At 69.8% G+C, this 13,754-nt stretch carries 12 protein-coding genes and 1 riboswitch; all 12 genes read right to left on the bottom strand.

Features of this window, described 5'->3' with window-relative positions:
- Positions 1 to 20: 20 nt before the first annotated feature.
- Complete coding sequence (locus tag EDD90_RS32460; protein ID WP_123976449.1) at positions 21 to 1,316, bottom strand: cyclopropane-fatty-acyl-phospholipid synthase family protein; 1,296 nt, start codon at positions 1,314 to 1,316, stop codon at positions 21 to 23.
- A 236-nt stretch (positions 1,317 to 1,552) separates the two neighbouring features.
- Complete coding sequence (locus EDD90_RS32455; RefSeq protein ID WP_123976448.1) at positions 1,553 to 2,932, bottom strand: NAD(P)/FAD-dependent oxidoreductase; 1,380 nt, start codon at positions 2,930 to 2,932, stop codon at positions 1,553 to 1,555.
- A 441-nt stretch (positions 2,933 to 3,373) separates the two neighbouring features.
- Complete coding sequence (locus EDD90_RS32450; RefSeq protein WP_123976447.1) at positions 3,374 to 4,369, bottom strand: Ppx/GppA phosphatase family protein; 996 nt, start codon at positions 4,367 to 4,369, stop codon at positions 3,374 to 3,376.
- Positions 4,370 to 4,474: 105 nt separating this feature from the next.
- Positions 4,475 to 4,993 (bottom strand): DUF501 domain-containing protein, encoded by a 519-nt coding sequence (locus EDD90_RS32445; RefSeq protein WP_123976446.1) that lies wholly within the window; start codon positions 4,991 to 4,993, stop codon positions 4,475 to 4,477.
- 29 nt (positions 4,994 to 5,022) lie between these two features.
- A complete protein-coding gene (locus tag EDD90_RS32440; RefSeq protein WP_123976445.1) occupies positions 5,023 to 5,499 on the bottom strand; it encodes a septum formation initiator family protein in 477 nt (158 codons plus the stop codon).
- 126 nt (positions 5,500 to 5,625) lie between these two features.
- A complete protein-coding gene (gene eno / locus EDD90_RS32435; protein ID WP_123976444.1) occupies positions 5,626 to 6,912 on the bottom strand; it encodes a phosphopyruvate hydratase in 1,287 nt (428 codons plus the stop codon).
- 330 nt (positions 6,913 to 7,242) lie between these two features.
- Positions 7,243 to 7,920 carry a transglycosylase family protein gene (locus EDD90_RS32430; protein WP_123976443.1) on the bottom strand — a complete coding sequence of 226 codons (678 nt, stop codon included), beginning with the start codon at positions 7,918 to 7,920 and terminating at the stop codon, positions 7,243 to 7,245.
- Between the two features lie 3 nt (positions 7,921 to 7,923).
- Positions 7,924 to 8,123: riboswitch (cyclic di-AMP (ydaO/yuaA leader) on the bottom strand.
- A gap of 182 nt (positions 8,124 to 8,305) precedes the next feature.
- On the bottom strand, positions 8,306 to 9,319 hold the full coding sequence (locus EDD90_RS32425) for a transglycosylase family protein (RefSeq protein ID WP_123976442.1): 1,014 nt from the start codon (positions 9,317 to 9,319) through the stop codon (positions 8,306 to 8,308).
- 167 nt (positions 9,320 to 9,486) lie between these two features.
- Positions 9,487 to 10,791 carry a cytochrome P450 gene (locus tag EDD90_RS32420; protein WP_123976441.1) on the bottom strand — a complete coding sequence of 435 codons (1,305 nt, stop codon included), beginning with the start codon at positions 10,789 to 10,791 and terminating at the stop codon, positions 9,487 to 9,489.
- 106 nt (positions 10,792 to 10,897) lie between these two features.
- On the bottom strand, positions 10,898 to 11,920 hold the full coding sequence (locus EDD90_RS32415; RefSeq protein WP_123976440.1) for a nucleoside triphosphate pyrophosphohydrolase: 1,023 nt from the start codon (positions 11,918 to 11,920) through the stop codon (positions 10,898 to 10,900).
- A 113-nt stretch (positions 11,921 to 12,033) separates the two neighbouring features.
- The gene (locus EDD90_RS32410; protein WP_123976439.1) at positions 12,034 to 12,681 is read right to left on the bottom strand and encodes a SurA N-terminal domain-containing protein; all 648 of its coding nucleotides are present in this window, start codon (positions 12,679 to 12,681) and stop codon (positions 12,034 to 12,036) included.
- A gap of 191 nt (positions 12,682 to 12,872) precedes the next feature.
- A complete protein-coding gene (locus tag EDD90_RS32405; protein WP_123976438.1) occupies positions 12,873 to 13,700 on the bottom strand; it encodes a glycoside hydrolase domain-containing protein in 828 nt (275 codons plus the stop codon).
- Between the last annotated feature and the right edge of the window lie 54 nt (positions 13,701 to 13,754).

The raw sequence follows: 13,754 nt of genomic DNA, 5'->3' as shown, positions 1-13,754 counted from the left end.
GGCCCCTTTCGGCTGCGCCGTCAGTTCCAGGTACGGGTGCGCAGCGGCAGGCCGGAGGCGCCCGACTCGGAGGGCTTCACGGCCAGCACCTGGTTGACGCCGATGCGGTTGCGTTCGAAGGCGAGGGCGGAGGCGGCCATGTACAGCCGCCAGACCCGGGCCCGGCCGGGGCTGGTCAGCCGTACCGCGTGTTTCCAGTCGGCCTCCAGGTTGGCCACCCACTGGCGCAGGGTGCGGGCGTAGTGCTCGCGGATCGACTCCACGTCCCGCACCTCGAACCCGGCCCGCTCCAGCTGGGTGACGGTGGTGCCGATCGGGGCGAGTTCGCCGTCCGGGAAGACATAGGCGTCGATGAACTCGTCGACGTCGTACGCCCACTCGTCGCGCTGCGGCCGCCGCGCGATCTGGTGGTTGAGCAGCCGCCCGCCGGGCTTCAGGAGCCCGTGCAGGTTCTCCGCGTACTCCAGATACCGCTCGGCCCCCACGTGCTCGGCCATCCCGATCGACGAGATCGCGTCGTACGGCCCGTCCGTGACGTCCCGGTAGTCCTGGACCCTGATCTCCACCCGGTCCGTCAGACCCCCGTCCGCGACCCGTTTACGGGCGAATGCGGCCTGCTCCTGGGAGAGGGTGACCCCGACGACGCTCACCCCGTGCTCCCGGGCCGCCTGGATCGCCATGGAGCCCCAGCCGCAGCCGACGTCCAGCAGCCGCTGACCGGGGGTCAGGCCGAGCTTCGCGCAGACGAGTTCGAGCTTGTCGCGCTGCGCGCCCTCCAGCGTCTCTGCATCGTCGACGGCCCCCCAGTAAGCGCAGGAGTACACCATGGACGGCCCGAGGACGATCTCGTAGAAGTCGTTGCCCACGTCGTAGTGGTGGCTGATGGCCCGTCTGTCGCTGTGGCGGGTGTGCAGATGCCGGCGTCTGCGGACCTCCTCGCGGGGCGGCGCCGGCGGGATCGGCGGTCCGGCGAGCCGCAGCAGTTCACGGACGGCCGCCCGCACCTCGGGCTCGCGCAGGGCCTGGACGAGGGTACGGCCGCCCTCCTCGCGCTCCCAGACCAGTTCCGACACCGCGGCCAGCGCGGCGTACAGGTCGCCCTCGATGTCCAGATCACCGGCGACCCAGGCCCGGGCGAGGCCCAGTTCCCCCGGCTTGAACAGCATGCGGCGCAGGGCGCGTCGGTTGCGCACGACGAACGTCGGCGCGCCCGGTGGTCCCGCCTGCGATCCGTCCCAGGCCCGCAGCCGTACCGGGAGCGGGACCCCCAGCACCTGCTCGGCAACTCTCCCCAGCCGCGACGCGGCGTCGGCCATGGCGCACACCTCCAAGACATCGATCCCGGATGCCGGTTACCACGTAAACACCGTGGAGGCAGCAGCGCAGTCCCGCAAAGGAGTTACGACTGGGCAAAACAGATGTAGCCAACATGTAATTGCGGCGGCTCCCGGAATCGTCGCACCGCCTCCCGGAAACGCCGAAGGACCTCCCGCACCACGGATGGCGGGAGGTCCTTCGTCGGTTCAGCTGCTTCGGCGACCGGTGACCGGGGTCAGGAGGCCTTGGCCTTCTCCTCGGCCTTCGGGGCGGCGACCGGCGCCGGCTTGGCGGCCTCGTAGAACTCCTCGCGGGGGTTCTCCATGGCACCCAGGGACACGACCTCGCGCTTGAGGAACATGCCGAGGGTCCAGTCGGCGAAGATGCGGATCTTGCGGTTCCAGGTCGGCATCGCCATACCGTGGTAGCCACGGTGCATGTACCAGGCGAGACGGCCCTTGACCTTGATCTTGGTCTTGCCCAGGACGATCATCGCGACGCCCTTGTGCAGGCCCAGACCGGCGACCGCACCCTTGTTGGCGTGGCTGTACTCCTTCTGCGGGAAGCCCCGCATACCGGAGACCACGTTGTCGCCGAGGACCTTGGCCTGACGCAGCGCGTGCTGCGCGTTCGGCGGGCACCAGGCGTTCTCGACACCGGCCTTGCGGGCGGCGACGTCCGGCACCTGGGCGTTGTCGCCCGCGGCCCAGATGTAGTCCGTGCCCTGCACCTGGAGGGTCGGGGCGGTGTCCACGTGGCCGCGCGGGCCGAGCGGGAGACCGAAGCGGGCGAGCGCCGGGTTCGGCTTGACGCCGGCCGTCCAGACGATCGTGTTGGAGTCGACCTCGAGGCCGTTCTTCAGCACCACGTGACCGTCGACGCAGGAGTCCATCGAGGTGGAGAGGTAGATCTCCACACCGCGGCTCTCCAGGTGCTCCTTGCCGTACTGGCCGAGCTTGGGCCCGACCTCGGGAAGGATCTTGTCGGCGGCGTCGACCAGGACGAAGCGCATGTCCTCGCGGGACACGTTCTTGTAGTACTTCGCCGCGTCGCGGGCCATGTCCTCGACCTCGCCTATGGTCTCCGCGCCCGCGAAGCCACCGCCGATGAAGACGAAGGTGAGCGCCTTGCGGCGGATCTCCTCGTCGGTCGTGGAGTCGGCCTTGTCCAGCTGCTCGAGGACGTGGTTGCGCAGGCCGATGGACTCCTCGATGCCCTTCATGCCGATGCCCTGCTCCGCGAGACCGGGGATCGGGAAGGTGCGGGAGACCGCGCCGAGCGCGATGACCAGGTAGTCGAAGGGCAGCTCGTACGCCTCGCCGACCAGCGGGGCGATCGTGGCGACCTTGCGGTCCTGGTCGATGGTGGTGACCCGGCCGGTGAGGACCTCCGCCTTCGGCAGGACGCGTCGCAACGGGACGACGACGTGCCGAGGGGAGATGCTGCCGGCGGCGGCTTCGGGGAGGAAGGGCTGGTAGGTCATGTACGACCGGGGGTCGACGACCGTGACGGTCGCCTCGCCGTAGCGCATCTTCTTGAGGATGCGCCGAGCTGCGTACAGGCCTACGTACCCACCGCCTACTACGAGGATCCTGGGACGCTCCGTGGTGCTCATGGCATCGAGTATCCACCCGCCCCGAGGGGCCCGCTCGTGCGCCCCTTCACAAGGTTCGACAGGGGTCGTGCTACACTCCGCGACCCACGTGACGCAGGTCATGGTCATCGGCGGGAACCCACTTCCGATACGACCCGTTGTCAATGCCGCGTGAGCTGCCTCTCCAGGCTTCCGGGGGCACCGCGAGGACCCCCGATGTCACCCTCACGAGCGCCTCCCGGAACGCCCCCTGGACGCTCCCCTGAGCGTCCATTCGGGCCCGTTGAGCCCCCGAACGGACCAAGAGACCCCTCCGGACCCCTCACCTGCACCGAATTCCTTGTGAAGAACTTCACGAAGTTTTCCGGCGAGGTGTCGTGGCACGGCGTGTCACAGGCCGTTCGGGGCGCTCACCCGTCCTTTCGCATGCTCATCCGAGGTTGGATCACGCCGACCTGTGGGTCAGGCGACCGACCAGGCGATGCCGTCCAGAATGTCGTGCTCGCTCACCACGACCTCCTGGGCACCCACCCGCTCCATGATCGACTGGAGGACGAGGGCGCCCGCGCCGATGACGTCCACGCGGCCGGGGTGCATGGAGGGGATCGCCGCCCGCTCGGCGTGCGTCGAGCGCAGCAGCCACTCGGTGATCTCCCGGACGCGGGCATAGGAGATGCGGGAGTGGTGGATGGCGGCGGAGTCGTACTCCGGCAGGTCCTGGTCGATCGCGGAGAGGGTGGTGACGGAGCCGGCGAGACCGACCAGGGTGTGCGCCTCGCGCAGCGGCACGGTCTCCTCCGCGAGGTCGAGGGCGCGCTCGATGTCGGCCCGCATGGCGGCGGTCTCGGCCTCGGTGGGCGGGTCGCTGACGTGTCCCTCGTGCACGAGGTGCCGCTCGGTCATCCGCACGCACCCGACGTCCACGGACCGGGCGGCCCGCACATGCTCGTCGCCGACCACGAACTCGGTGGAGCCGCCGCCGATGTCCACGACGAGGAACGGCTTGGCGAGGTCGCCCGCCCGTCGCCCACCACCACCCTCAATCGAAGGGCGCTCCGCGCCCCCTTGGTTTTGACCGCTCAGCTCCCTGGTCGCCCCCGTGAAGGAGAACTCGGCCTCCTGGTCACCGCTGATGACCTCGGGCTCCACGCCCAGGATGTCCAGCACACCCCGTACGAACTCGTCGCGGTTCTCGGCGTCCCGGGAGGCGGAGGTGGCCACGAACCGCAGCCGCTCCGCGCCGTGCTCCTTGATCAGCGCCGCGTACTCACGGCAGGCGGCGAAGGTCCGCGCGAGCGCCTCCGGCGCGAGCCGCCCGGTCCGGTCGACACCCTGCCCGAGCCGAACGATCGTCATGCGGCGGTCCAGATCGACGAGTTCCCCGGTCTCCGGGTCCACATCGGCGACAAGGAGGCGGATGGAGTTGGTACCGCAATCGATGGCGGCGACGCGGGTCATGACGGTGGGGTCCTTGTCTGTTCGTGACTTCTCGGCCGACCGAGTCGGGTGGTGGATGGGCGAAGGTCTCGGGGGTCCAGGGGGCGGAGCCCCCTGGAGGGTGCGTCACTCGCCGGTGATCACACAGGCACCCTTGGCCCACCACTCCGGCAGCATCGCGATCGCCTCGTCGCCGAGCGGGTTCACGCCGGGCCCGGCAGCCAGCGAGTGGGCGACCAGGACGTGCAGGCACTTCACCCGGTCCGGCATCCCGCCCGCGCTCGGAAAGCCCGTCAGCTCCTCGATCTCGTCCCGGCGCCGGATGTAGTCCTCGTGCGCGGCCCGGTACGCCGCCGCCAGCTCCGGATCGCTCTCCAGCCGCGCCGTCATCTCCTTCATCACGCCGTTGGCCTCAAGAGTGCCGATGGCGGACGCGGCCTTGGGGCACGTCAGGTAGTACAGCGTCGGGAACGGCGTCCCGTCCGGCAGCCGCGGCGCGGTCTCCACGACGTCCGGCTGCCCGCACGGGCACCGGTGCGCGATCGCCCGCAACCCGCGCGGCGGCCGCCCGAGCTGCTGCTTGAAGGCCTCGACGTCGGCGTCGGTGGGCTCGGTACGCGGAGTGGAGGGCGGAGGCGTTTGCATGACTGTGTTCTGCGTGGCTTTCTGTCGGTTCACTGGTCGGACGCGTCGGACTTGTCGACGCCGTCCCAGACGTTCGCGTACCAGGGCCGGTCGGCCGCCCCGAGGTAGGCGTGCGCCTGCTTGGCCGTACCGGGGGTGATCACGATGTAGCCGGTCTCCCCCGGCATCACATAGTGCAGCCGCTGCCGGATCTGCTGCTCGGCGTAGGAGTCGTCCTGCCACCGCGCCTTGAGGTCCCGCAGCTGCTCGACCCGCTGCTGCGCCTGCTGCTGCCGGCGTTCCAGGTCGGAGATCTCGGCGCGCTGCGAGACGTACTGCCGCATCGGATAGGCGAGCGCGACGATCATCGTGCACAGCACGATCGCGAGCAGCGCCGCGCGGCCGGTGAGCCGGGAGCGGCGGGCCTGACGCCTGGTCTGGGAACGGTAGACCCGGGCCGCCGTCTGCTCGCCGAGCAGCTTGAGCCTGGTCGCGGTGGAGAACCGGTCCCGGTCCTTCACGGCCATGTCCCCGCCTCCCTGGTCGCCCTGATACGTGCGTACGTCCCCGGACACGGTACGGGACCGGGTACGGGGACGTACGTACGACTGGCTAAGCCTTACCCTCTACCGGCCGCTGCGGGCCGCAGGGGTTCAGCCCTTGAAGCGCGGGAACGCGGAGCGGCCGGCGTACACCGCCGCGTCGTCGAGGATCTCCTCGATGCGCAGCAGCTGGTTGTACTTGGCGACGCGCTCGGAGCGGGCCGGGGCGCCGGTCTTGATCTGGCCGCAGTTGGTGGCGACGGCGAGGTCGGCGATGGTGACGTCCTCGGTCTCGCCGGAGCGGTGGGACATCATGCACTTGAAGCCGTTGCGCTGGGCCAGCTCGACGGCGTCCAGGGTCTCGGTCAGCGAACCGATCTGGTTCACCTTCACCAGCAGGGCGTTGGCGGTGCCCTCCTCGATGCCGCGGGCCAGGCGCTCCGGGTTGGTGACGAACAGGTCGTCGCCGACGATCTGCACCTTGTCGCCGAGCTTGTCGGTGAGGACCTTCCAGCCGGCCCAGTCGTCCTCGAACAGCGGGTCCTCGATGGAGACGAGCGGGTAGGCCGCCACGAGCTCCTCGTAGTACTCGGTCATCTCGGCGGCCGAGCGGGACTTGCCCTCGAACTCGTACTTGCCGTCCTTGTAGAACTCGGACGCGGCGACGTCGAGCGCGAGCGCGATCTGCTCACCGGGGACGTAACCGGCCTGCTTGATGGCCTCCAGGATGAGGTCGAGGGCCTCGCGGTTGGAGCCGAGGTTCGGGGCGAAGCCGCCCTCGTCGCCCAGACCGGTGGCCAGGCCCTTGCCCTTCAGGACCTTCTTCAGGGTGTGGTAGACCTCGGCACCCCAGCGCAGCGCCTCGGAGAAGGACTCCGCGCCGATCGGGGCGATCATGAACTCCTGGATGTCGACGTTGGAGTCCGCGTGCGAGCCGCCGTTGAGGATGTTCATCATCGGGACGGGGAGCAGGTGCGCGTTCGGGCCACCGAGGTAGCGGAACAGCGGCAGGTCGGACGCCTCGGAGGCGGCGTGCGCGACGGCCAGGGAGACGCCGAGGATGGCGTTGGCGCCGAGCGAGCCCTTGTTGTCGGTGGCGTCCAGGTCGAACATGGCCTGGTCGATCAGGCGCTGCTCGGTGGCGTCGTAGCCGACCAGCTCCGGGCCGATCTGCTCGATCACAGCGAGGACGGCCTTCTCGACGCCCTTGCCGAGGTAGCGGTTGGGGTCGCCGTCACGGAGCTCGATGGCCTCGAAGGCGCCGGTGGAGGCGCCGGACGGAACGGCGGCACGACCCGTGCTGCCGTCGTCGAGGCCGACCTCGACCTCGACCGTGGGGTTACCTCGGGAGTCCAGGATTTCCCGGGCTACGACGACGTCGATGGACGGCACGAGCATCTCCTTCTTGGGATGTGACGCTGGTTGTGCGGGGCGCACGCGAGCCTTGTCGGCCCTTGCTCAGCCTTGCGACTAGAGCCTAACCGTCCCAGGGCCGTCAGCCGGCCGACCGACCGGCCCGTGGACACTCAGACGGTACTCATTGTTCATGCGCGGAACAAAGGGGGTGCCGATGAAGAACGGAAGAAGAGCGGGTCAAAAAAGAAACCCCGCTCCGGTGCGTACGGGGGAAAACGCACCGGAGCGGGGGCCCGGGGGGACGGGGGTGACCCTCACATGGTCCCCACCATGAGGACCATGACCGTGTGGGGGCTGTGGTTCAGCTGGGCCTTACTTCAGGTGGAGCTGCTGGCCCGGGTAGATGAAGTCGGCGTCGGCGACGATGCCCTTGTTCAGCTTGAACAGGGCCTGCCAGCCACCCTTGACGTGGTGCTTCTGGGCGATCGAGCTGAGGGTGTCGCCCTTGACGACCTTGTACTCGCCGTCGCCCTTCTTGACCTTCTTGCCGGTCGGGGTGGTGACGGTCTTGGTCACGGCCGGACGCTCGGCGGACCGGGAGGCGGCCTGCGTGTCGGTGGTACGGCCGCTCGTGCTGCCGCTCGACGAGCTGGAGCTGGAGCTGCCGCCCGTGTAGGCGGCGCCGGAAAGGCCCGTGCCGCAGACCGGCCAGGCACCCTTGCCCTGCGCGGCGAGGACCTTCTCGGCGATCGTGATCTGCTGCGCCTTGGTGGCCTGGTTGGCCTGCGGGGCGTAGGCGGTGCCGCCGTACGCGGCCCAGGTGGAGGCGGAGAACTGCAGACCGCCGTAGTAGCCGTTGCCGGTGTTGATGGACCAGTTGCCGCCGGACTCGCACTTGGCGACGGTGTCCCACTCGGAGGCGGTGGCGGCGGAGGCGCTGCCGGCCGCCATCAGCGGGGCGGCGACGGCGACGCCGGTGACACCGGCGACGGCGACGGCGCGGATGGCCCTGGACGGACGACGGTGCTTGCCCTTGCCGGAAAACAGCATGGTGGATCCCCTCACCGACGCCTGCGAGGTGAGCTGTCGGGTTCGGGCCGGTTGAGTTGCCCGGCCGCACACCTGCGTGTCGGTGCGCGGCTCCACCCCTAGCCGGTTCCGGCGGCCTTTCGGCCGTGCGCCCATGAGGGCTCAACTGCCGGACCCGGCGCTTACCTTGGGTCCCCCGCTCCTGCCTACGGCGCTTGACGCGTCGACTGTTCCCGGGCAGCCGCTGGCAGGACTCGGCGTTGCGGCGGCCGGGGCTCGTGGTGACGAGCGGCCTTGACCGTAAGCGGGCGATCCGGTGAATTTCAAAGATGATCAGGGCTTCTGAGACTCATCCCACACTTTCACCAAACCGGACATTAGCCCCCAAGTTGGGCGCCAACTCCCGCTACTTTTCGTCCGATTCGCTGCTGAGTTTCAGGGTCTGACCGGGGGTGATGTCGTTCGGGTCGGTGCCGATGTCCGCCTTGTTCGCGGCATAGAGGGCGCGCCATCCGCCGTCGAGGTCAAGGGAGTCGGCGATGGAGGCGAGAGTGTCGCCGTCGCGGACGGTGTAGGTGCCGGCGCCCCGGGAGGCATGACGACCGGAGGATGCGGCCTTCTGACCGTTTGTCACGCTTTCGTCCGCCGAGCCGCCGCGATGCTTGCCACTGCTGCTACTGACGGCCCCTGTGTCGACCAGGCTCCAAGACCCGCCGGTCTGCCATGAATTGTCCGAGTCGCCGCTACTGTCGGGAATGACGGGACTCTCGCTCGCCTTCGAGGTGCCGGAATCGGAAGATGCCGACTTGTCCGTCTTGGACGGCTTGCCCGAGGTGCCCTTCTTGGAGTCGCCACTCGCGCTGGAACTCGGGGTGGGGCTCGCGGACTGGGCCCCGGAGTCCGCCACGCTGGACGAGGAGCTGGAATCGGACGAGGAGGACGAGTCCGACAATCCGGAGGACGAATCCGACGAATTCGACGAGTCGGAGGAACCGGACGAACCACCCGAACCGTTGAGACCGGTGTCGACGTTCACCGAGGCGTCGTCCGACGAGAGCCCGGCGAGCAGGGCGCAGGTCCGCCAGGGCTTGGTGCCCTGGTCGGCGAGTATCTTCTCGGCGACCGCGATCTGCTGCGAACGGCTCGCCTGGTCGGGCGTGGTGGCGTAGTCCGAGCCGCCGTACTTGTCCCAGTCGTCCTGGGACATCTGCAGGCCGCCGTAGTAGCCGTTGCCGGCGTCCATGCTCCAGGAGCCGCCGCTCTCGCAGTTGGCCACCTTGTCCCACGTGGTGCCGTCGGCCGCGTGGGCGCTCGCGGCGCCGAGCAGCGGGATGGCGATGGCCGAGCCGGTCACTCCGGCCGCGACGAGGAGAGCCGGAGCCTGGTGGGGGCGACGGTGACGACCGTTCCCGGAGAGCATGCGGAAACCTTTCGAGCGACAGCGGTGACCAGCGCGACGGGTCCCGCAGGGGCGCCGCACTGATGGGTGAACGTATAGGCAGACGATCACTTGTCACAAGTTAATGCCGCGCAGATCACGTGAAGATCACAGACTTGAGTGCTGGTCACCTTTGGCTGGTAGAGGGCTTACCGACCGAGGGGCGTGAACTCCACGGGGAGCGTGCGCAGCCCGCGCATGATGAGCCCGCCGCGCCACCGCAACTCGCTCGGATCCGCCGCGAGTCGCAGATCCGGGAGCTGGGTGAGGAGGGTCGCGAGCGCGGTCTGACCCTCCAGCCGGGCCAGCGGGGCGCCGAGGCAGTAGTGGATGCCATGGCCGTATCCGAGGTGCTGGTTGTCCCGCCGGGAGAGGTCGAGGGTGTCCGGCTCGGCGAACCGCTCCGGGTCCCGGTCCGCCGCCGCGAGTACGACGAGGACGGGGTCGCCGGGCGCGATCCGCTGCCCGCCGACGACGAGCGGCTCGGTGGCGAACCGCCAGGTGGCCAGCTCCACCGGCCCGTCGTAGCGCAGGAGTTCCTCGACACCGGTCTCCAGCAGCCCGCGCTCCCCGGCGGCGAGCGAGTCCTGCAGCCGTGCGCGCTGCTCGGGGTGGGTGAGCAGGGCGTACAGCCCGTTCCCGATCAGGTTGACGGTGGTCTCGAAACCTGCGAACAAAAGAATGAAGGCCATGGCGGCGGCCTCGTTCTCGGTGAGATGCTCACCGTGGTCCGACGCCCGGATGAGCCCGGAGATCAGGTCCTCGCCAGGACCCGCCTCGGCCGGCAGCGCCTCCCGCTTCCGGTGGATCAGCTCGGCCAGATATCCCCGCATCTTCTTCACGGACCGCGCGACCCCGCCCCGCGGTCCCCCGCCGTGCCGGATCATCATCCCGGCCCAGTCCCGGAAGTCGTCCTGGTCCTCGCGCGGGACGCCGAGCAGGTCGCAGATGGCGTAGATGGGGAGCGGGAAGGCGAACTCGTGGATGAGGTCGGCGGACCCGCCGGTCGCGAACCCGTCGATGAGCCGGTCGGTCAGCTCCTGCACCCGCGGCGCGAACTCGGCCACCCGGCGCGGTGTGAACGCCTTGCTGACCAGCCGCCGCAGCCGGGTGTGGTCCGGCGGGTCGATGTTCAGCAGGTGCGTCATCAACTCGGCCTTGCGCTCCCCGGGAATCCCGGTCTTCCCCTTGGCGTGCGCGGGCTCGTCGTGATGCGCCGGGTTCTTGGAGAGCCGGGGGTCGGCGAGGGCCTGCTTGGCATCGGCGTACCGGGTGACCAGCCAGGCCTCCACCCCGCTGGGGAGCGTGGCCCGATGAACGGGGGCGTGCTCGCGGAGCCACGCGTAGGCGGGGTAGGGATCGGTGGCGAACTCCCAGGTGAAGAGGTCGGGGGCGACGAGTGCCTCGGGGGCCTGGGAGGCCTGGGGGGCTTGAGGGTGGGGCTGGTCGGTCACTCCTTGACCGTATAGGGCTTCCCTCCGAGCACCGACTCCGCAGTTTCCGTCCTCACCGCCGTTCCCGTCTTCTCCGCTGTTCCCGTCTTCTCCGCTGTTCCCGTCCTCACCGCCTCTCCTCTCCCTCGGTCTCCCTGATCGCGTCCCGGTACGCCCGGGCAGCCACCCGCAGTGCCGCCTCCGGGTCCACGCCCTCCGCCTCGGCGCGGGCCGCCAGTGCCAGGAGCTCGTAGCCGATGCCCTCGCCGGCCGGCAGGGGGACGTCCAGGCCGGCGTTGTGGACTCTGGAGGCGAGCTTGGCGGCGAGGGCGAGGCCGGGCTGACCGAGCGGGACACCGTCGGTCACCGACTCCCGCCGCTTCTCTATCGCCTTGGTCCGCAGCCAGTGCTCCTTGACCTCCTCCGGCGTCGACGCGGTCTCGTCGCCGAAGACGTGCGGGTGGCGGTGGATGAGCTTGGCGACGATGCCTCCCGCCACGTCGTCGATCGAGAAGGGGGCCTCCGGGTCCTCCTCCGCGATGCGTGCGTGGAAGACGACCTGGAGCAGGACGTCCCCCAGTTCCTCCCGCAGCTCGTCACGGTCGCCCTGCTCGATCGCCTCGACCAGTTCGTACGCCTCCTCGATGGCGTACTTCGCCAGGCCCTCGTGGGTCTTCCGGGAGGACCAGACGCACTCCGCGCGGATGCGGTCCATCACCTGGACGAGGTCGAGGAGGCGGGCGCCGGGCAGGTCGTAGGAGGCGGGGAGCAGCTCCAGCTCGGGCATTGCGACGCGGCCGGAACCGGCGAGGCGGGCCAGTCCGTCCGTGAGCGTGGGCTCGCCCTCACCCGTCGCCACGACCACCACGGTCCGGCCGCCCGCGCAGGCGTCGACCAGCTCCTGGGCGGTGGGGGCGGCCTCGTCCACCGCGGTGCCGGCCTCCCGCAGATACGGCAGCTGCGGATGCGCGCCGTCCGAACACAGCACCCGGTCCGCCGTGCGCAGCGCCTGCCAGGCGGGCCAGGACAGCAGGCCGGGGGCGACCCGGTGGCTGGTGGTGAGCAGGACGATGCGGCCGGTCCCGGTGGCGTCGGCACGGGGAGTCGTAGGGGGTTCCGGGGTGGTGGGTTCGGGCCTGGTGGTGTTCACGCTCCGAACGTAACGCACCGCCGCCGCCGACCTCGCGGTTCGTCCACAGGGCGGGGCCGATCAAGCGGTCGTACGACTACTCGCGTGATCACTCCCGCCCTAGGCGTATTGCGCTACGCCGACACCTGTGTCCCCGCCGACGTGACCTCGCGTACCCACGGCGTCTTGGCGTCCACACGGCTGCTCTTCTGGACGTCCCAGGCGCCGTAGCGCGGGTTGAGGTCGACGTGCAGTTCCTGAGATGCCTTGGCCAGGGCCTTCCAGAACGCGGGCTGGGCGGTGTCGGTGCCGAGCACCTGGGCGAGCTTGGTGGCCTCCACCTGGAGGCGGAGGTTGTCGTCCAGGCGCTTGGGGGCGATGCCGTACTTCTGCAGCCAGGCGGCCTGCAGCCCCTTGGCACCGCCGGCCTGCTGTTCGAGGCCGGAGCGCAGCTGCTCCACCTCCTTGCGGGTGACGCTGACGCCCGCGTCCTGGGCGGCCCGGTGCAGCACCTGGTCGAGGACCATGTTGTGCAGGGTGTCCCGGGTGAGGCTGCTGGTGGAGGCGAGGACCTGCTGGTACTGCGTCTCGTCGGGCACCGCCGCACGCTGTGCCTGACGCACCTCGTTCACGCGGCTCTCCAGCTGCGAGACGGTGATCCGTTGGCCGCCGACGACGGCCGCCGCGCCCGCGTGCGCGCCGCTTCCGCAGGCGGTGAGGAAGGGGGCCGCGGCGGCGATCGCGGCGGAGAGGACGAGCGCGGTGCGACGGCGGCGGTGCAAGGAGGCCTCCCGAGGAGATTGTGCGACGGTGCACAAAGTCTTGCGGTGATCGATGGTAGGCAGTGGGCAGGCTCTGGCCAACCCATTCGACCAACGATTCACAGCCGCATCCGGCACCGCCGCACCACCCCTGGAAGGGTTTGCGGGTCGACGCGTACTCGCCGCGAGCCCGACCCGGACCCGCCCCGTGCTCAGCCCGTGATCGCCACCGGTGCGTCCCACGCGTCGCGGTCCACGGTGATCGTGTACCCGTTCCGCGTCTCCTTGCTGTTGACGAGGTACTGGTGCGCGCGGCTGTGGCCGGTGTACTGGGTGGCTCCCCACGGCCAGTCCGAAGTGGTCGTGTACTGCTTGTCCCACAGCGCGTACCAGAGGTTGCCCGGCAGGTCCGTCTTGTCGGTCGCGGTGGCGACGGCCTTGGCGCTGGAGCTGGTGAAGCCGTAGTAGCCACTGCGGTAGATCTTGGCGCGCAGCGTCTTGGAGAAGGAGCGCACGTACGTCAGCACGGCGTTGTTGCACGACGTGTTCGTGGTGTCGTACGCCTCCATGTCGAGGTAGATCGGGCTGCCGGCCTTCATGCCGAGCGCCGACGCCTTGGCCACCGCGTCGTTGGCGTCGCTCACGCCGAGCGAGGCGGCGGTGGAGGCGGTGAGCTTCTCGGGGTTGGAGCCGCTCTGGCAGGGCGGCTGGGCGCCGACGTAGAGCGGGATGAGCTTCCAGCCGAGGGAGCTGACGGACTTCACCCAGGAGGCGGTGAGGTTGGGCTGGCTGCAGCCGCGGTTCTTGCCGCCGACGTAGACCGCGGCGGCACCGTAGAGGCCGCCCTTCCAGGCCGTCATCGCGTTCAGGGAGGGCGCGGCGCAGGTGTCGAAGGCGTGGCCGGTGTACGTCTTCTGTGCGGGCCACGTCGTGGCCGCCATGGAGGTCTGCGCGGCGATCCCGGCCCCGGCGACGACGGCGGCACCCGCCACGCCCCAGGTGATGTATCTGCGCTTCTTCGACTGCCGATGGCTGGACATGCCCCTACCCCACCCCTGTGTGTGCACTGTGCAACAAAAACCGCGGAAAACGGA

Origin of the sequence: Streptomyces sp. Ag109_O5-1 (genome assembly GCF_003814875.1) — a bacterium.
Lineage (GTDB): Bacteria > Actinomycetota > Actinomycetes > Streptomycetales > Streptomycetaceae > Streptomyces > Streptomyces sasae.
Note: the sequence above shows the minus strand (reverse complement) of the source record. Positions and strands in the feature narration are given on the sequence as shown.